The following is a 17,750-nucleotide window of genomic DNA, read 5'->3' as shown; positions in this document are numbered from 1 at the left end:
CATTTAAATGACAAAACAAAGAATTCTTCGGATTAGTTTGTGTTTCTTGAGAATTAAAAGTATAATTTAATTAATTAAGTTTGTTTTAAGAAGAGAACTTTTTATTAAGTTTTTTTATTTTGAGGAGGAATTTGAATGCAAGAGCTGAAGACCCGCAGTGCCCGACACCATAGACCTAAAAGAAAAATGGTGATCAATAAAAAAGCGATTGCTCCTTTAATTGGAACGAGTCTTTTAGTTGGGCCGATGATGGTTACAGCGGTACCGCAACATGTTCATGCAGATGAACAAGGATCTCAAACAGTCGCTGATCCTCAAGCGTTTATCGATCAAATCGGCTGGTCTGCGTCAGAAGTTGCTGCAAGTAATGACTTGTATGCTTCAGTCATGATCGCTCAAGCGTTGTTGGAAAGTGCATATGGCACTTCCGGATTAGCTAGTGCGCCAAATTATAATCTATTCGGTGTGAAAGGAAGCTATAACGGACAGGTCGTTTATATGGCAACCAAAGAATATGTAAACGGACAATGGGTAACGATGAATGAACCATTCCGAAAATATTCTTCTTATTGGGAATCCTTCCAAGACCATGCGAATGTTCTTCGTTCAACCAGTTTTTCCACGGGCGATTATCATTATGCTGGCGTGTGGAAAAGCAATACAACAAGTTTTTATGATGCAACAGCGTACTTGACAGGTCGTTATGCTACCGATCCAAATTATGGGGCCAAATTGAACTCATTGATTAATACTTATAATTTAACCCGTTTTGATACGCCATCAACAGGTTCGGCTACAACAACCACAAGTACAACAACAACGACTACTACGACGACTTCAACGTCATCATCTTCAACAACAGATGTAAATACAAATAATGGTCAGACATATACAGTCGTGTCAGGTGATACGCTATGGGATATTGCACAAAAATTTGGCATGTCTGTTGATGATCTAATGGCGAAAAATGGCATGTCTATGTCCAGTTATTCTTTATTAGTTGGTCAAGAACTAAACGTTTGATTTAGATAAAAAGGCAAAGAAACTACCATATATGGTATATCTTTGTCTTTTTTTGCTAGTCAAAGACGAATCACTCGCCATAAATGAACAGATTGTATTATGATAAGTAAGAAGAGCAAAGACAAGGAGGAATTGAAGATGACAGCTATCTATAACTCAGTCACCGAATTGATTGGCAAAACGCCAATCGTCAAATTAAATAAAATCGTACCAGAAGATTCAGCAGATGTTTTTGTAAAGCTTGAGTTTTTTAATCCAGGAGGAAGTGTAAAAGATCGTATTGCTTTAAGTATGATAGAAAAAGCAGAACACGGTGGTCTACTGAAACCAGGTGATACTATCATTGAACCTACTTCTGGAAATACAGGAATCGGATTGTCGATGGTAGGAGTTGCAAAAGGATATAAAGTAATCATCGTGATGCCTGAGACGATGAGTATCGAAAGACGTTTATTGATGAAAGGGTACGGCGCAGAGTTGATTTTGACTCCTGGTGCGGATGGTATTTCTGGATCAATCAGAGAAGCAGAACGTTTGGCAAAAGAAAACGGCTACTTTTTACCATTACAATTTGAAAATGAAGCAAATCCTCTTGTGCATGAGAAGACGACTGGTCCTGAGATACATCAAGCATTTGGAGTAAATGGCTTGGACGCGTTTGTTGCAGGTATCGGTACAGGAGGAACGATCACTGGCGCTAGCCGAGAATTAAAACGTGTGTATCCGAAAATCGAATTAATCGGGGTAGAACCAGCAGAATCTGCTATTTTAGAAGGGAAAGAAGCGGGACCTCACAAAATCCAAGGAATCGGTACAGGTTTTGTTCCTAAAACACTGGATACTTCTGTGTATGATAAAGTCCTTTCTATTAGTGGAGACGAAGCGATGGAAACAGCTAGAGAAGTTGGGCGAAAAGAAGGGATTTTAGTAGGCATCTCATCTGGCGCTGCAATTGCTGCCGCGCTAAAAGTCGCAAAAGAATTAGGAAAAGGCAAGAAGGTATTAGCTGTGGTTCCCGACAATGGTGAACGTTATTTATCTACAGCCCTTTACCAAGAGATATAAGGCACTTGGTTTTTGTCCAGATAGGTTTATGTAAAAAACTTTTAAAGATGAAAAGAACACACAAAAATTTATGATGAGAAAAATTATTTGAATAGAGACGTAGAATAGTGAACGCGACTGTTTTACGTCTTTTTTCATTAAAATACAATAAAATTGAATTTTCTTTTCATGTTAAGTGGATTTTAAAATGTAAAAATAGTATGATAAGACGAGAATAACAACGTGGGGTGTTTACATGGAAAATAAGTTAGTCGAAGAGGTTATCGAAAAGTTAAAAAAAGAGAACATTCGAATCACACCTCAACGGTACGCGGTTTTAGAATATTTGATTGAACATCATTCCCATCCAACGGCTGATGAGATTTATAAAGCACTTGAACATCGGTTTCCAAATATGAGTGTTGCGACTGTTTACAATAACCTTCGCTTATTTACTTCGATTGGATTTGTTCAAGAAATGAAGTACGGCGATGCTTCTAGCCGATTTGATTTCAGTTCAAAGCGTCATTATCATGTAATTTGTGAAAACTGCGGTAAGATTGTTGATTTTCATTACCCAGGGCTTGAAGATATAGAAATGGCTGCGAGCAGACTGACTGATTTTGAGATTAATGAACATCGGTTGGAATTGTATGGACTCTGTCCGGATTGTAAAGAGTCAGCAAAAAAGGCGCAAATATAAAAACAGTTTCTACAAGTGTTATACCTAAAAAAAGCTAGCTGTGTAAAAAAAACGCTAGCTTTTTTATTTTTTTGTCTTTTATTCACAATCTTAGATATCAAAGTGAATATTATCACAATAAGAATCTTGTAGATATTGGGTTCTTATGCTTGAAAAGGAATGAAACTACAAACAAACCTTTGTGAATTCACAAGCATTAAACTGTTGTATCCGTTTTATTTCTGTTATAGTAGTTTTGTCGAAGGACAAAATGTTAATCGGAGGGACCATAAATGAAAGTAGTAGTAATTGGCTGTACTCATGCAGGTACTGCAGCTGTAAAAAGTATTTTAAAAAATCATCCAGAAGCAGAAGTGACAGTATATGAAAGAAATGACAATATTTCTTTCTTATCTTGCGGTATCGCACTTTATGTCGGCGGAGTAGTAAAGGACCCAGCAGGCTTGTTCTACTCAAATCCTGAAGAATTATCTTCATTAGGAGCAACAGTTAAAATGGAACACGATGTAACAGACGTCGATACAGAAAATAAAACAGTAACGGCAAAAGATCTGAAAACAGGAGAAACAGAAACGGTTTCTTATGATAAATTAGTGATGACAACTGGTTCATGGCCTATTATCCCACCGATTAGTGGAATCGATGCGAAAAATGTACTCCTATGCAAAAACTACAATCAAGCAAATGAAATTATTGCACAAGCGAAAGAAGCAAAACGTGTAGTAATTGTTGGTGGTGGATATATCGGTATTGAATTAGTAGAAGCTTTTGTCGAATCTGGAAAACAAGTGACATTGATTGATGGATTAGATCGCATCTTGAATAAATATCTAGATAAACCATTCACAGATATCTTAGAAAAAGAATTGACAGACCGCGGTGTTACTCTTGCGCTAGGCGAAAATGTTACTGAATTTATCACAGATGAAGAAGGAAAAGTGAAACAAGTAGCTACACCAACAGATACATTTGATACAGATATGGTCATTTTATGTGTGGGCTTCCGTCCAAATACAAAACTGATCGAAGAAAAAGTAGATACACTGCCAAACGGGGCAATCAAAGTGAATGAATACATGCAGACAAGTAATCCAGACATTTTTGCAGCTGGAGACTCTGCAGTAGTCAACTACAATCCAAGTGGCACGCAAAACTATATTCCTTTGGCAACAAATGCCGTTCGTCAAGGTTTGCTTGTGGGAAATAATTTGACAGATCATAAAATGGCGTATCGTGGTACCCAAGGAACTTCAGGACTTTACCTATTTGGCTGGACGATCGGTTCGACAGGTGTGACCAAAGAAAGCGCAACTTTGAACGATCTAGAAGTCCAAGCGACTGTATTTGAAGATAATTATCGTCCAGAGTTCATGCCAACTACTGAAAAAGTAATGATGGAGCTAGTCTATGAAAAAGGAACGAATCGTATCGTAGGTGCTCAGTTCATGTCCAAATACGACATTACACAATCAGCAAATACCATGTCTTTAGCTGTTCAAAATAAAATGACTGTAGAAGATCTCGCACTTTCAGATTTCTTCTTCCAACCACATTTTGACCGCCCATGGAATTACTTGAACCTACTTGCACAAGCAGCGCTAGGCGAAATCGAAACTGCACAATAAAGAAAAGGGTTGTGACACAATTTTGTCACGACCCTCTGTCTTTTTTGTGAAAAGTACAATTAGTTGTCTTTCTTCGCATTTTTTGTCACAATAAGCAGCAAAGATAAAGCTGTTACATAAAAGAACAAGCAGCTTTATTTGATTTTGAAAAGAAAGGTGAGAAAGAAGATGAATAAAGAATATTTTGTCCAACAAGATGCATTTTTAGAAGATTATAAAAGTGCTTCGAAGAAATCAACGATCAATATTGATGAGTTGGCAGATCAAGTACTCTCTCAGTTGAATGAAACGCAAGAGGAATATTACACGATGCCAGCAAAAGACGCCAAAGATAATGTTTCTCATCGTTTTCCTTTCAGTAGACGCATCTACTCAGATGAAAATGACGGCACATTGAATACAGAGTACACATATGAAGGTCAGCCGTATGTGCTAGAAACTGATGATGATCTTTAAAGACAGTTTTTGAAAAGGCCGCTCATCCTTAAGTGATGACAAAAAATCATCACAATTACCGATGACTGTCTCTTTACTATCTTTTAATCAGAAAAAGGGGTTATGACAAGCTTTGTCAACCCCTTTTTTTCTTGGTTTCAGATTGGGTTTTCCTGCAAAATATTTTTATCTTTGTTGAATAGGAAACAAAAAAACAATATAATGAAAGAAAAAGAAGGTGTAGAAATGGATAAAAGACAACTGCTAATAGAAGAATATCTGGATTTAGCTAATGAGATTATTCATCGTAATAAACCAGAAATGGAAAAAGAATTTGCAGGATTTACTCTAAATGAACTAGAAGTGATTGAACATATCGGGAAAATCCCTGATCCTAACGTGACAAAATTAGCGAATGCTAGTTATATGACTAGAGGAGCCATCAGTAAGCTAACAAAAAAACTGATAGCTAGAGGGATCATAAACACTTATCAAAGCGAAGAGAATAAAAAAGAAATCTATTTTCAATTGACGCCAATCGGACAAAAAATAAGGAATAGACACGAGCAACTCCATCAAAAATGGGTACAGCGAGATGCTACTGTATTTGAAAATATGTCAAAAGAAGAATTTGACACAGTATTTCGTTTTATCGGTCGATACAGAGAATTTATACGAAGTAGCAAATGAAGCTACTATTTTTTATTGTAGTGATAATAGGCAAAAATCATAAGCAAAAATCCGAATACCGTTGGAAGAAATGGTGCTGCAGCATAAAGCTGTCCTGCGATTAGCGGGCCGATGACGCGCGATAGAGATTGTATACTTTGGGTACCGCCCATTACAAGACCTTGCTGGTTATCTGAGACAGAATTGGATAGTTGGCCATTGAATACAGGAGTAAAAATAGAATCACCGAAACCATAACAGATAATCCCAAATAAAAACAAAATCGGCAGTAGAAGAATTCCAGATAATGTGATGAATAGATAGGCGAGGATTTCACTGAACATCCCTATTCTTGTGATCTGCTGTTCTGAAAATTTTTTGAGCAATCGAGGCATAATGAACAATTGCGAGACAGTATCCAAGATTCCAATCAAAGAGAAGCTTAAACCAACCAACCCAGCCTTCCACTGAAAGGCGTCAATCGAAAATTGAGAAAAGATAGATTGAAGAGAGCCAGCTGCCAACCAAACAGCAAAACCTGCTGTCAATAAAGGAATAACGGATGAAATCTTGAATAATTGTTGTAATTGGTGAAAAGGTCTTACATGGGAGAAACTTAAATCTACTGAACGTTTTTTTATTGGAAGGCTTTCTAGCATAAATGTGTAGCCATAAACGGCATTTAAGAAAGTAAAGAGTGCTCCAATAAATATAGGAACAGAATTCCCCAACTCAGCTAATAGACCCCCTATAATAGGACCCAGCGTTGTTCCTATACCGACTAAAGCACCCATCCATCCAAAAACTTTGGTTCTTTCATTAGGTTCCGTGATGTCGGCAAAGTAAGCATATAAGGTGGAGATTTCTCCTGCCGTCAATCCTTCAATGATACGACCAAGGAACAACATCCATATCGAATTTCCTAAACCAAAAAGCAAATATCCGATACTTGATCCTAATAAACTGATAATAAGGATCGGACGACGCCCAAAATGATCACTTAAGCTACCGAGAATGGGGGCAGATAAGAAGGCAGCTAGAGCATAAACAGACATGAGCAAAGTGATATAGAAAGCTTGCTGATGTATGGGGTGAGAATAAGGCAGCGTTAAAAACGGAAGTACAGGACTGACGATAGTAAATCCTAATCCAGTGAATAAGACAGAGACGTATCCAAAAACTTTAGAATGTTTATTTGTGAAACTGTACATGTAAAAACTCCTTTATGCAATAATGTTAACTTGGAAACAAAAATAGTGTATAGTAATTTTGTTTCCTTGTCAACATTCTAAGGAACAGCGAAATCTACTTGATTTATTTATTCCGAAAAGCGAAGATGCGCATCAAAAACATGAACAAACAAAAATCAAGTAGACGACATTGTAAATCTGACCGATCAGTGAAGTAAATAGAAAAGAAACCTGTTCTTGCTTCCCATGTTTTTTTTACGTATACTGTGATTGAGCGGAGGAGAAATCATGTTGAATTTAGAAAATTACTTAAGCGCTGGACAAACAGTTATATCTAATCTTTTACTTAAAAATTACCATAGGATCGGTCTACAATCTGAAGAATTTTTATTTGTTCTACAGTTGCATATGGCACAGCTTGAAGGAGATACTTTCCCTGATTTGCAGATGATTGCTATGGATATGGGAATCAAGCAAGATCAGATTTTTCAAATACTGGATCGTCTCGTAACAAATGGGTTTATCAAGATAGAAACGACGATTGTCAACGGTAAAAAAGCAGATCGATATAATCTTTACCCCATCTATGATCTATTAGGTGAGTATTTAAAAACACAAGAAAAAAAATACGAAGAAAAAACACAAGAAAAAGAAATCCAATCAGTGTATCAATTATTTGAACAAGAATTTGGACGCCCGCTTTCTTCGATCGAGTTCCAGCGAATCGGTCAATGGCTAGAAGAAGACCATTATCAGCCGGAAATTTTGAAACTAGCACTGCGGGAAGCCGTATTAAATCAGGCTTATAGTTTTAATTACGTTGACCGCATTTTGCTATCGTGGGAAAGAAAAAATCTACGTACAAAACAACAAGTGGAAGAAGACCAAAAACGAAGAAAACAGCAGCTTCTTCAAAGAGAAGTAGAACAGTCAGCTCAACAAGAAGAATTGCCGAAAGTCTCACTGAAAAATTGGTTGGAGGAGTAGCGGAATATGTTAAGCAAACAAAAAACAATGGAAGCTCTAGAAACGATGTATGGAATGTTTCCCGAAGCACATGGAGAACTCAAGCACAATAATCCATTTGAGTTATTGATTGCAGTGATCTTAAGTGCCCAGGCGACAGATGTATCAGTGAATAAAGCAACGCCAGATTTGTTTACCTCTTTTCCGACACCCGATGCGTTAGCAGAAGCTTCAATCGATGAAATCATTCTTAAAATAAAAACGATTGGTTTGTATCGAAATAAAGCAAAAAACATCAAAGCGTGTGCACAGCAGCTGATTGAACGTTTCGATGGGCAAGTGCCAACGTCAAGAGAAGAATTGATGTCTCTTCCTGGTGTAGGCAGAAAGACAGCAAATGTCGTATTGGGGGATGCATTCGGGATACCAGCAATCGCAGTAGATACCCACGTGGAACGTGTCTCAAAACGCCTGAGGATCTGCAAACTAGATGCTACGGTCATGGAAGTAGAAGAAACACTGATGCGGAAAGTACCACAAGAATTATGGGTAAAGACACATCATACACTGATTTTTTTCGGTAGATATCATTGCACGGCAAGAAATCCCAAGTGCGAGGTATGTCCTTTGCTATCAATATGTCAAGATGGGAAAAATCGGATGCGTCTAAAAGAAAAGGCGCTAAAAAAGAAACCACGCCTGTAGACGTGGTTTCTTTAATTGCAAATAAATGTATGAATTATCTTGTTATTATGGAGAAAAGCTGTTTCGTTTATCTTTTTTGCATGAAAAAGTAAATGTACATACTCAGTAGCTAGGATGGTAACTTATTACAATTTATTGCGATAAAAATAAATGTTGTTATTTTTCTTGGGAAAATACCCGATGTAGAAAATAATGCCTTCCAATATACCTATAAAATAAGTCCAGTATTCCAAAGGATTATATAAATAAGTGACGTATCTATCTAAAGGTGTAATAAAAATGATAAGTGATAATAAAAAAATACCATTTATAACTAAACATAAACTAATGGATTTGGGCGGTTTCAGGCTCATCAGAAAAATATAGATTCTGGTGAACAACAACCATAAAAAAGTGAGAATCATTGCATGAGAGCTTCTTTCCATAAATTTTCCTTTAAGGGTAGTGCTTAAAAGTACAGAAAAAATAATAAATGCAAGGATAGGAGCAACTAAAGTAAATTTATTTAATAATAAAGTAAATTTTTCAGCTTTTTTATTCTTGGAATAACGAGGTATTGTTTTCGATAAAAAAAGATGGTGCAGACAAATTATGATAATTAAGCATACTATTAGATAACTCAAAATGAAGCCTTCTTTCAAAAAATTATTCAAAACCATATATTGTATTTTTTATTTGATAATAACAATGGAATTATTAAGAAGTGGCGCTAAATAAAAGACTAGTGTGTATTTAGCCAATTTAATTATAAACAAGTAAATGGATAAAGTATATGTAAATGATAAAAGAAAAATGGATTTTCTAATTTTAAGCTAAATGTTAGATCACACATGTATACGCTGGATAGTCTTATAAAAAAATCATGTAATACAGCTTGGTACATGATTTTTATTTGTAGCTGTTTTTTACATAGACACAAAAAAGAAACCACGTCTACAAGCGTGGTTTCTTTTTTACTATCTGTTTCCAGAAGCTGAGGTGCTACTGGATGGTGTATGGTCATTTGCAGCATCCGCTTCGCTAGTTGCTGGATCACTGGAAGAAGCAGGAGGAGCAGATGAAGACGGTGTCGAGCTTTCTTCGGATGAAGAAGAAGGAACCGTTGTTGAAGACGCTGGCTCGCTTGTTTCTGCTGTCGTGCTTTCTTTTGAGGACTCAGCAGTTGATTCGCTTTGACTAGTAGAGCTAGAGCTTTGAGTCGTTGTCTCTGTTGTTGAGCTTCCAGGAGTCTGGACATAGCTGGAAGATGGAATAGTTGTTGATGGTGTAATTGCATTCGATCTAGCTGTATATTGATCTTTGTAGTACAGTTCACCGCCCACACGAATTAATCCGCTTGGCATCTCCCAGTCTGTATTTGTCACGTTAGCTGAAACATACTGCATAAGCTCGCGATAAACATCAGAGGCTACGTGTGACGATTCTGAAGTGACAGGTGTCATTTTTTTATTGTAACCTGTCCACACGGAAATCGAATAATTTGGCGTATAGCCCGCAAATAAGATATCTGGATACACCCCAGAAGAAATACCAAGTTTTGCATACTCGTCATCTGTGTAATTGGATGTTCCAGTCTTACCGGCTTGATATAACCCAGCGATTTGCGCATTCGTACCAGTTCCTTCAGTGATCGTATCTTTTAAAATGTCTGTGATCATATAAGCTGTTTCTGGAGACATGGCTGTTTTTCCATCTGGCTCATAAGTTTCTTCTGTTCCGTCTTGGAAGACGATTTTATTAACATATTGAGGTTTGTAATAAGTCCCTCCATTGGCGAAAGCCGCATAGGCTGCTGCCATTTTTAAGGAAGAAGCTCCGTATTTTGTCCCGTCTTGTTCTTCCGTATTACTAGAGATCGCATTCGATTGATGGATCGTACTGTATTCGATCCCAAGATTTTTTAAGAAAGAAGCCACTTTATCTGAACCGACTTCATTGAATAATTTGACTGCTGGAACATTACGGGATAAGTAAAGTGCTTGGCGTAAAGTAATGGTGCCCATATATTGATTATCCCAGTTTCCTACAGGAGTCGAAGTCCCTTCATAGTTATACGGTGCGTCAGTAATAGTTTTTCCAGTAGAATATTTCAAATATTCAAAAGCTGGTCCGTAATCTGTGACAGGTTTCATCGTAGAACCAAAATCACGGGAAGTATTCACTGCTAAGTTGTTGCCTAAAGTTACGTCTTCTGCGATGTGACGTCCGCCAATCTGGGCTTTTACTTTCCCGGTATTGGTGTCGATAAGGGTGGAGGCAACTTGCATCTCGTCGTCTGGGTAAGAGACATACTGATCCGTGTTGACGATATCATATAGTTTCTTTTGGGCGTCCAGATCCAAATTCGTATAAATCTCTAAACCGTCTGTGTAGACATTCTTATCTGTTTTTTCTTGTACTTCATTGATGACTTCTTTGACGTAATTATCGACGATCTTAGTATTATCATCGGATTGAGTTAGTTCTTGCAGACCATCCGTTACCGGTACATTGACAGCTTGATCATATTCTGTTTGAGAGATTTTTTCGTTTTGAAGCATCGTATACAAAACAGTATCTCGTCTTTTCTTCGCCTGATCTGGATAAACATAAGGATCATAGGCGGAAGGGGCTTGAGGCATCCCAGCAAGCAATGCTGTTTGCGGTAAAGAAAGTTCTGATAATTTCTTACCAAAGTACATCTCAGAAGCTGTCTCCATCCCGTACAAGCCGTTTGACATATACACTTTATTTACGTAGTAGGTCAAGATCTCTTGTTTCGATTTTTTTTGTTCCAATCTTACAGCCATCCACGCTTCTTGGGCCTTGCGTTTCAGGGTCTGATCCTCTGCACTAGTGGAGAAGAAGGAAAGTTTGATCAATTGCTGTGTCAAAGTACTTCCGCCTTGCAGTCCGCCAGAGGTAAAGTTAGAGAGGGCAGAACCGATGATCCGAATAGGGTCAACCCCGATGTGTTTATAAAAACGGCGATCTTCTACCGACACGATCGCATCTTCTAATGTTTTCGGTAATTCATTCGCAGAAATTTTTTCACGCTTTTCTGCGCCTAAATCTTCGAATAGTTCGCCATCTTGTGTATATAGTTTGGAAGATACGGTAGCATCTAATTTTTTATCCGTCAATTCGGGCGCATCTTTTGCGTAATACCAGAAAAGTCCTACACCTGCTAAAAAGAGGATACAGAAAAATGAGAGTATTCCTAAAAGGATCTTGATAAATAATCCTTTTTTATGTGTTCCAGAGGACTTTCCAGAACCTTTGCCAGAATTCTTCTTCACACTCTTTTTAGGAGTAGGCTGTTTCTGTCGTCTAGAGCTTCTAGTTTGTTCATTTGCCATTCTTGCTTTCTCCTTCAATAGATAATGTTGATAAATAGAAGTCAACCGCGTCCAAATAAGGAATCCGCGGAGAAATACCAGTTTTGATCTCTATTCCTAGTTCTTCGATCAAAGATAAAGGTAGTGATTTGCGTCCTTTTTCCTTTTGGGCGTCCCAGTAAGCAATCAAATGAACACTATTCAAATAAAAACAGCGCTTCAAAGACGAAAACCATAACAAGACAAAGCAGACCCCATTTTGTTCGAGGCATGCTTTCATATGTTCGATTTGATGGGCATGGAAGTTTTTAAAGGGAAAAGATGTTTTGTTCTTGGTTTCTTTTGCTTCAAAGTCCAAGTAAAAGCCTCGATAGACGCCATTATAGTCTGTAGTTGAGGCTTGGGTAAAGTAGGCTTCCTTGATCACAGCAGCACTTCTCTTAGGATAGTCTACTTTCACGATTTGGATAGGGGTAGGCTTTTTATGGATAACCGCCAACCTGCGGGAAAGATAATATTTATTACTTTCATTGATTGCTTCTTCAAAGCGCATCCCCCGATTGCCGAATTCAGTGATCTGATTTCTTTTTTCTTGAATTTTTTCGACGGGAGAGGCATTCTTATAATAAGGTTGGCCATTTGGATAGCGCAATACCATCTTTAATCACACTCCTAGGCCACATTATAGCAAAAAAGCGGATAGAAAGAAAAGGAATCTGAGATGGATAAGTCAAAAGTAATCTATGTGTCTGGGTATCGAAGTTTCGAACTCGGTGTTTTTAAAGAAAATGATCCTAAAATCCAAGTTGTTAAAAATGTTTTAAAAAAAGAACTCCATCAGCTAGCAGAAGAAGGGCTGGAATGGGTACTTGTCAGTGGGAATTTGGGCGTTGAACTATGGGCTGTGCAAATAGTAGCGGAATTGAAAGAAGAATATCCGGAACTATCTCTTGGTATTTTGTATCCTTTTGCTGATTTTGGTAATAACTGGAATGAAGGGAACCAAGAAAAAAAACAATTAGCAGAACAATTAGCAGATTATGTCGAAGCTGTTAGCCATCAACCCTATCAATCACCTAGTCAGTTAAAGAATCACACTCGTTTTATACTTGAACATACAGTGGGCTGTTTGCTGATCTATGATGAAGAATTCCCTGGAAAAACGAAGTATTTTTTTGAAGATGCACAGAATTACCAAGCAGATCATCCCTACGAAATTCGGCTGATCAGTATGGACGATCTTCAAAATTTTAGTGAATAATCGATATTGTGTTTGATTTATCAACTTTTTTCCTATACAATGAAAAAGGTAGAAATGTTATTACGTAAATGAAAACTAGAGGTGTAAATATGGCGAATTTGGTTTATAGTCCTAAAGACATTTTACAACAAGAATTCAAAACAAAAATGCGCGGCTATGATCCCGTTGAAGTTGATGAATTCTTAGACAATATCATCAAAGATTATGAAACTTACAGCAAAGAACTCCTTGCTTTACAAGAAGAAAACGATCGATTGAGTGCAAAAGTAGCTCAATTATCTAAAACTCAAGGAGCAGCTCAAACACGCGTGCAACAAACAGAGGCACCAAAGAGCGCAGCAGTGACCAATTTTGATATCTTAAAACGCTTGTCAAATCTTGAACGTGAAGTATTTGGTAAAAAGCTTGATCAACAAGCAAGTGCAGTCAAACCAGCACAACCTAATCCAAATAACTACACAAATGCAGACACAAGCTTAGATGATAATGAAAAAACACGTCAATTTTAATTTTTGATTAATGAATTTGCGGTTTTCGGGTAATCGCGGTCTGACTTGATCAGGCTGAGGAAAGTCCATGCTCGTACAGGCTGTGATGCCTGTAGTGTTCGTGCTTAGCGAAACCATAAGCTAAGGTACTCTTTGGAGTAACGGCAGGAAAACAAGCTAAGGCTTCGGCTATGCTTAAGTATCCTTGAAAGTGCCACAGTGACGAAGCGGCTGGGGAAACTCATCCGGTGGAACGCGGTAAACCCCTCGAGCGAGCAACCCAAACAATGGTAGGGGCGCTTTTTGTCTGGAAGAAGAACAGGACAAAAAGGCAGTATAACTGCAGATAGATGGTTACCGCTTTGTTTTTTCTCCCTGGAAAAGCAAAGTACAGAACATGGCTTATAGAAAACCGCAAACATCAGGGAATTAGGTCGTGACAAAAGTAATGCGTTATAAGAAACAAGAAAAACATTCGAAAGCTATTTTTCAATACTTCAGATGAGTCGTTCTTATTACAAAACAAACTTTTGTATCACCGGTTATTCGGAATTTGAGTAAAAGTGTGGGGTAGGACTGATGTCCCACCTCCTTTTTTTATAAATAAGGAGATTGTGTATGGAAAAAAACAGGAAGTTCAACCTCGTCGCAACTGCGGCAAGCGGGCTAGAAGCACTGGTTGGTAAAGAATTAAGAGATCTTGGAATCGAATGCCAAGTTGAGAACGGACGTGCACGTTTTGAAGGAACAATGGAAACGATTGCTACAGCTAATTTATGGTTACGTACAGCAGATCGAGTAAAAATCGTGGTTGGGGAATTCGATGCGTATACGTTTGATGAATTGTTTGAAAGCGTAAAAGCATTGCCTTGGGAAGATTTTCTTCCACTAGACGCAGCTTTCCCTGTAGCTGGAAAATCAATTAAGTCAAAATTGTATAGCACACCTGATTGCCAAGCAATCACAAAAAAAGCAATCGTGGAACGTCTCCGTACCTATTATCACCGTCCAGCTTCTGTACCACTGACGGAAACAGGCGCACATTTTCAGTTGGAAGTAGCTTTGCTGAAAGACCATGTGATGGTAACTCTGGATACGACAGGACCAAGTTTATTCAAACGTGGTTATCGCTTAGAAAAAGGTGGAGCACCATTGAAAGAAAACATGGCAGCAGCACTTGTTATGTTGACAAATTGGCGAAAAGACCGTCCATTTTATGATCCTGTATGTGGTTCAGGTACGCTTTGTATTGAAGCAGCCTTAATAGGCCATAATATCGCACCAGGATTCAATCGTGAGTTTGCTTGCGAATCTTGGGATTGGTTCAGTCAAGAAATCATGGAAAATGTTCGATCAGCAGCCGAAGAAAAAGCAGATTATGATATTGAATTAGATATTACTGGTTCAGATATCAATGGACGGATGATTGAAATTGCCAAAGCCAATGCAGAAGAAATCGGATTAGGCTCTTCGATTACCTTTAAGCAACAAGCAGTTAAAGACTTCAAAACGGATAAAGAATACGGGGTCATCGTGGCTAATCCGCCTTACGGAGAACGTCTAGGAGAAGAAGAAACTGTTCGGAAATTATATAAAGAAATGGGCGATGTATTCCGTCCATTGAAAACATGGAGTAAATATATCTTGACTAGCGACTTAGCGTTTGAGGAATTTTACGGACAAAAAGCAACCAAAAAAAGAAAATTGTACAATGGTGCATTGCGTACGGATCTATTCCAGTATTGGGGAACTCGTCCGCCTAGAAAAAAAGAGAAAGACGAATAATCTTACTAATTGATTCATTCAATTGGATGTTTGGAGGAATAGGGAATGAAAGAAAAAGAGTTTTTACAAGAAGTAAAAGAAATCAATCTTCTACAACAAGCTTTAGGAATCCTCGATTGGGATACACAAACAGGTATGCCAGAAAAAGCTAGTGCATACCGAAGTGAAGTAGACAGCTATCTTTACAGCATTTATTTTTCAAAAAAAATCGGTCCAAAAATCAAAGAAGCCATTCGCTATTTTTCTGAACATCCGGAAGAATTGTCGGAAGTTGGAACTGCCGTTTTTGCCAAAGTAAAAGAAGAGTATGATTTGGAACATCGCGTACCGGAAGATCTTATGAGAAAATATACAGCTGCCGTTTCTTCAGCACACGGACAATGGCAAAAAGCTAGAGAAACACAACAATTTTCTGATTTTCAACACGCATTGAATCAAAATATTGAATTAACAAAACAGTTGATACCTTACTGGAGAAAAGATGAAAAGACGAATTATGATGTTTTGCTGAATCAATACGAACCCGGGATGACTGTCGAAATCCTTGATAAGGTATTTGATCAGCTTAAAGAAGGAATTCTTTCGATCCGCCGTACGCTCCAAGAAAAAGGGACTGAACCTGAAACAGACTTTTTAAATCGGAGAATGACGAAAAAACAACAGAAGAGATTTGTAGTGAAAGTAATCGAACAACTTGGTTATGATTTTAGTCGTGGTCGTTTAGATGACACTGTCCACCCATTTATGACTGGAATTAATCCGAATGATGCACGAATCACGACACGATGGAACGAAACAGATTTCAAAATGGCTGTTTTTGGAGTGATCCACGAGGCTGGTCATGGTATGTATGAACAAGACATCGATGATAAATATGCGTATACACCGGTTTATGAAGGTACATCAATGGGTATCCATGAATCACAATCGTTGTTTAACGAGATCATTATTGGAAGTAGTCGCAGCTTCTGGAAAAAGCAATATCCTTTCTTTCAAGAATGTGCAGAAGGAACATTCGATGATATTCCTTTTGACAAATTTTATCGTTCATTGAACCATACAAAATCAAGTTTGGTTCGTATCGAGGCAGACAGTTTGACTTACCCTCTCCATATCATCATTCGTTATGAAATCGAAAAAATGATTTTCAATGAAGGGGTAGATGTTGCTGAACTACCTGAAATATGGAATCAAAAATATGAAGAGTATCTGGGAATACGACCAACAAATGATGTGGAAGGCATCCTACAAGACGTTCATTGGTCAGGTGCAAGCTTTGGTTATTTTCCATCTTATGCATTAGGGTACATGTATGCGGCACAATTACTTCATTCTTTGCAGCAAGAAATAGATGTGGAAAATGTTCTAGCGTCAGACGATTATTCTCCAATCAAAAATTGGATGTCAGAGCATATCCATCAATATGGTGCATCTAGAAAACCAAATCAATTAATCATGGATGCAACACATGAACCGCTTAATCCGCAATACCTGATCGACTATATGAAAGACCTGTATTTTAATGTATATCAGGTAAAATAAAATACAATTTACAAAGATAGCTGAAATTCATCTAATCTATAGATGTTTTCAGCTATTTACTTAAGAAAGAAGTGGAACGAATGGATAAATTACAAGTGATCGCTGATTATAGTATGGACCAATTAGCGCATGATCAAACAGGACATGGGAGCGATCATACCAAAAGAGTTGTCAAGTTAGCTGAAAAAATTTTGGAGACGGAACCGCAGGCAGACCGCTTTGTGACGCTTGCAGCAGCTTACCTACATGATACGATTGATGATAAAGTCGTTAAAAATGAGAACGAGGCAAAGCAACAGCTTCGTGTATTCCTTCGCTCTTTGCCAATAGTAGAGGAACAGATCTCGATGATTTTTTCCATTATCGAAAATATGTCCTTTTCTAAAAATCTCTCTGAAGCGGCCGAACTATCTCTGGAGGGTAAGATCGTTCAAGACGCTGATCGTATCGAAGCATTAGGAGCAATCGGCATTTTGCGTACTGCTTATTTCGGCGGTGGACATGGGCACCCGATTTTTGATCCTGAACTGTATCCGCAAACATTCAAGGACAAAGAAAATTACCGAAAAGGCACGACAGTGATCAATCATTTTTATGAAAAACTGTTCTTGCTGTCTGATAAAATGAATACTGATTACGGATATGAAGAAGCCAAACGAAGAGAAACCTTCATGCGTGAATTCTTAGAAGAATTTTTTCTGGAATGGTCTATTGACGATGAAAATTTTACTCCAGACAATTGGATCAAAAATAACAAAAAATGATGGAGGTTGTGACAGAAGTGGTCAGCTCCAAGATATTTCGGATCATTTTCCGTAAAAGTTACTTCTGGAACACTGTTTACCAAGAGGTCGTGAGCCTGCCGTTCAGCTCCGAGTCACAAGGAACAATTTCAAAAAATAGCTTCTCATGTTTGATAAATATTGTAACTTGTGATTCGGAATTGGCAGGAGAACACCGTTTATTCGGAAGAATAGGATTGTGACAAGACTTTTGT

At 37.9% G+C, this 17,750-nt stretch carries 17 protein-coding genes and 1 other RNA gene; 14 read left to right on the top strand and 4 right to left on the bottom strand.

The annotated features are described in order from the left end of the window. Positions 1 to 135: 135 nt before the first annotated feature. The 6 genes from RBL01_RS06950 to RBL01_RS06925 all read left to right on the top strand — a co-directional run bounded on the left by RBL01_RS06950 (position 136) and on the right by RBL01_RS06925 (position 5,520). Entirely contained in the window at positions 136 to 1,023 is an 888-nt protein-coding gene (locus RBL01_RS06950; protein WP_002295819.1) for a glucosaminidase domain-containing protein, read from the top strand. 138 nt (positions 1,024 to 1,161) lie between these two features. Next, positions 1,162 to 2,088, top strand: a complete 927-nt coding sequence (cysK, locus tag RBL01_RS06945) for a cysteine synthase A (protein ID WP_307780884.1) — start codon at positions 1,162 to 1,164, stop codon at positions 2,086 to 2,088. A gap of 235 nt (positions 2,089 to 2,323) precedes the next feature. After that, positions 2,324 to 2,770: a Fur family transcriptional regulator gene (locus RBL01_RS06940; RefSeq protein WP_002318739.1), complete on the top strand. Its 447-nt coding sequence runs from the start codon at positions 2,324 to 2,326 to the stop codon at positions 2,768 to 2,770. Positions 2,771 to 3,042: 272 nt separating this feature from the next. Further along, a complete protein-coding gene (locus RBL01_RS06935; RefSeq protein ID WP_002327056.1) occupies positions 3,043 to 4,395 on the top strand; it encodes an NADH oxidase in 1,353 nt (450 codons plus the stop codon). 168 nt (positions 4,396 to 4,563) lie between these two features. Next, the gene (locus tag RBL01_RS06930; RefSeq protein ID WP_002289544.1) at positions 4,564 to 4,851 is read left to right on the top strand and encodes a DUF5960 family protein; all 288 of its coding nucleotides are present in this window, start codon (positions 4,564 to 4,566) and stop codon (positions 4,849 to 4,851) included. A gap of 225 nt (positions 4,852 to 5,076) precedes the next feature. After that, on the top strand, positions 5,077 to 5,520 hold the full coding sequence (locus tag RBL01_RS06925; protein ID WP_002289545.1) for a MarR family winged helix-turn-helix transcriptional regulator: 444 nt from the start codon (positions 5,077 to 5,079) through the stop codon (positions 5,518 to 5,520). A 5-nt stretch (positions 5,521 to 5,525) separates the two neighbouring features. Here RBL01_RS06925 and RBL01_RS06920 read toward each other — a convergent pair whose 3' ends face one another. Further along, a complete protein-coding gene (locus RBL01_RS06920) occupies positions 5,526 to 6,710 on the bottom strand; it encodes a tetracycline resistance MFS efflux pump (protein ID WP_002318740.1) in 1,185 nt (394 codons plus the stop codon). A 267-nt stretch (positions 6,711 to 6,977) separates the two neighbouring features. Here RBL01_RS06920 and RBL01_RS06915 point away from each other — a divergent pair, with 267 nt between their 5' ends. Both RBL01_RS06915 and nth read left to right on the top strand, forming a co-directional pair. Then, positions 6,978 to 7,676 (top strand): DnaD domain-containing protein, encoded by a 699-nt coding sequence (locus RBL01_RS06915; protein WP_002289610.1) that lies wholly within the window; start codon positions 6,978 to 6,980, stop codon positions 7,674 to 7,676. Positions 7,677 to 7,682: 6 nt separating this feature from the next. Continuing rightward, positions 7,683 to 8,360 (top strand): endonuclease III, encoded by a 678-nt coding sequence (nth, locus tag RBL01_RS06910; protein ID WP_307780885.1) that lies wholly within the window; start codon positions 7,683 to 7,685, stop codon positions 8,358 to 8,360. A gap of 125 nt (positions 8,361 to 8,485) precedes the next feature. Here nth and RBL01_RS06905 read toward each other — a convergent pair whose 3' ends face one another. The 3 genes from RBL01_RS06905 to recU form a co-directional block, all read right to left on the bottom strand. Further along, on the bottom strand, positions 8,486 to 9,019 hold the full coding sequence (locus RBL01_RS06905; protein ID WP_025478951.1) for a hypothetical protein: 534 nt from the start codon (positions 9,017 to 9,019) through the stop codon (positions 8,486 to 8,488). 297 nt (positions 9,020 to 9,316) lie between these two features. After that, positions 9,317 to 11,698 carry a PBP1A family penicillin-binding protein gene (locus RBL01_RS06900; protein WP_010721743.1) on the bottom strand — a complete coding sequence of 794 codons (2,382 nt, stop codon included), beginning with the start codon at positions 11,696 to 11,698 and terminating at the stop codon, positions 9,317 to 9,319. Continuing rightward, positions 11,688 to 12,335 carry a Holliday junction resolvase RecU gene (recU, locus tag RBL01_RS06895; RefSeq protein WP_072538448.1) on the bottom strand — a complete coding sequence of 216 codons (648 nt, stop codon included), beginning with the start codon at positions 12,333 to 12,335 and terminating at the stop codon, positions 11,688 to 11,690. Before recU ends, RBL01_RS06900 begins: the two co-directional genes overlap by 11 nt. A 63-nt stretch (positions 12,336 to 12,398) precedes the next feature. Here recU and RBL01_RS06890 point away from each other — a divergent pair, with 63 nt between their 5' ends. From RBL01_RS06890 to RBL01_RS06865, 6 genes are all read left to right on the top strand, one after another. Beyond that, a complete protein-coding gene (locus tag RBL01_RS06890) occupies positions 12,399 to 12,938 on the top strand; it encodes a DUF1273 domain-containing protein (protein ID WP_002318743.1) in 540 nt (179 codons plus the stop codon). Between the two features lie 89 nt (positions 12,939 to 13,027). Further along, positions 13,028 to 13,447 carry a cell division regulator GpsB gene (gpsB, locus tag RBL01_RS06885; protein WP_002295835.1) on the top strand — a complete coding sequence of 140 codons (420 nt, stop codon included), beginning with the start codon at positions 13,028 to 13,030 and terminating at the stop codon, positions 13,445 to 13,447. Positions 13,448 to 13,468: 21 nt separating this feature from the next. After that, positions 13,469 to 13,836, top strand: an RNA gene (gene rnpB / locus RBL01_RS06880) — RNase P RNA component class B. Positions 13,837 to 14,044: 208 nt separating this feature from the next. Further along, on the top strand, positions 14,045 to 15,211 hold the full coding sequence (locus RBL01_RS06875; protein ID WP_002318745.1) for a class I SAM-dependent RNA methyltransferase: 1,167 nt from the start codon (positions 14,045 to 14,047) through the stop codon (positions 15,209 to 15,211). Between the two features lie 45 nt (positions 15,212 to 15,256). Beyond that, positions 15,257 to 16,753, top strand: a complete 1,497-nt coding sequence (locus tag RBL01_RS06870; protein WP_002289184.1) for a carboxypeptidase M32 — start codon at positions 15,257 to 15,259, stop codon at positions 16,751 to 16,753. 80 nt (positions 16,754 to 16,833) lie between these two features. Beyond that, the gene (locus RBL01_RS06865; RefSeq protein WP_002289185.1) at positions 16,834 to 17,517 is read left to right on the top strand and encodes an HD domain-containing protein; all 684 of its coding nucleotides are present in this window, start codon (positions 16,834 to 16,836) and stop codon (positions 17,515 to 17,517) included. Positions 17,518 to 17,750 lie beyond the last annotated feature (233 nt).

It is taken from the genome of Enterococcus sp. SB12, from assembly GCF_030910025.2.
Classification (GTDB): Bacteria; Bacillota; Bacilli; order Lactobacillales; family Enterococcaceae; genus Enterococcus_B; species Enterococcus_B faecium.
Note: the sequence above shows the minus strand (reverse complement) of the source record. Positions and strands in the feature narration are given on the sequence as shown.

Excerpts from the sequence above, each read along its gene's own strand:
- RBL01_RS06950 (WP_002295819.1), top strand. The coding sequence starts at position 136 with ATGCAAGAGCTGAAGACCCGCAGTGCCCGACACCATAGACCTAAAAGA.
- cysK (WP_307780884.1), top strand. The coding sequence starts at position 1,162 with ATGACAGCTATCTATAACTCAGTCACCGAATTGATTGGCAAAACGCCA.
- RBL01_RS06940 (WP_002318739.1), top strand. The coding sequence starts at position 2,324 with ATGGAAAATAAGTTAGTCGAAGAGGTTATCGAAAAGTTAAAAAAAGAG.
- RBL01_RS06935 (WP_002327056.1), top strand. The coding sequence starts at position 3,043 with ATGAAAGTAGTAGTAATTGGCTGTACTCATGCAGGTACTGCAGCTGTA.
- RBL01_RS06930 (WP_002289544.1), top strand. The coding sequence starts at position 4,564 with ATGAATAAAGAATATTTTGTCCAACAAGATGCATTTTTAGAAGATTAT.
- RBL01_RS06925 (WP_002289545.1), top strand. The coding sequence starts at position 5,077 with ATGGATAAAAGACAACTGCTAATAGAAGAATATCTGGATTTAGCTAAT.
- RBL01_RS06920 (WP_002318740.1), bottom strand. The coding sequence starts at position 6,710 with ATGTACAGTTTCACAAATAAACATTCTAAAGTTTTTGGATACGTCTCT.
- RBL01_RS06915 (WP_002289610.1), top strand. The coding sequence starts at position 6,978 with ATGTTGAATTTAGAAAATTACTTAAGCGCTGGACAAACAGTTATATCT.
- nth (WP_307780885.1), top strand. The coding sequence starts at position 7,683 with ATGTTAAGCAAACAAAAAACAATGGAAGCTCTAGAAACGATGTATGGA.
- RBL01_RS06905 (WP_025478951.1), bottom strand. The coding sequence starts at position 9,019 with ATGGTTTTGAATAATTTTTTGAAAGAAGGCTTCATTTTGAGTTATCTA.
- RBL01_RS06900 (WP_010721743.1), bottom strand. The coding sequence starts at position 11,698 with ATGGCAAATGAACAAACTAGAAGCTCTAGACGACAGAAACAGCCTACT.
- recU (WP_072538448.1), bottom strand. The coding sequence starts at position 12,335 with ATGGTATTGCGCTATCCAAATGGCCAACCTTATTATAAGAATGCCTCT.
- RBL01_RS06890 (WP_002318743.1), top strand. The coding sequence starts at position 12,399 with ATGGATAAGTCAAAAGTAATCTATGTGTCTGGGTATCGAAGTTTCGAA.
- gpsB (WP_002295835.1), top strand. The coding sequence starts at position 13,028 with ATGGCGAATTTGGTTTATAGTCCTAAAGACATTTTACAACAAGAATTC.
- RBL01_RS06875 (WP_002318745.1), top strand. The coding sequence starts at position 14,045 with ATGGAAAAAAACAGGAAGTTCAACCTCGTCGCAACTGCGGCAAGCGGG.
- RBL01_RS06870 (WP_002289184.1), top strand. The coding sequence starts at position 15,257 with ATGAAAGAAAAAGAGTTTTTACAAGAAGTAAAAGAAATCAATCTTCTA.
- RBL01_RS06865 (WP_002289185.1), top strand. The coding sequence starts at position 16,834 with ATGGATAAATTACAAGTGATCGCTGATTATAGTATGGACCAATTAGCG.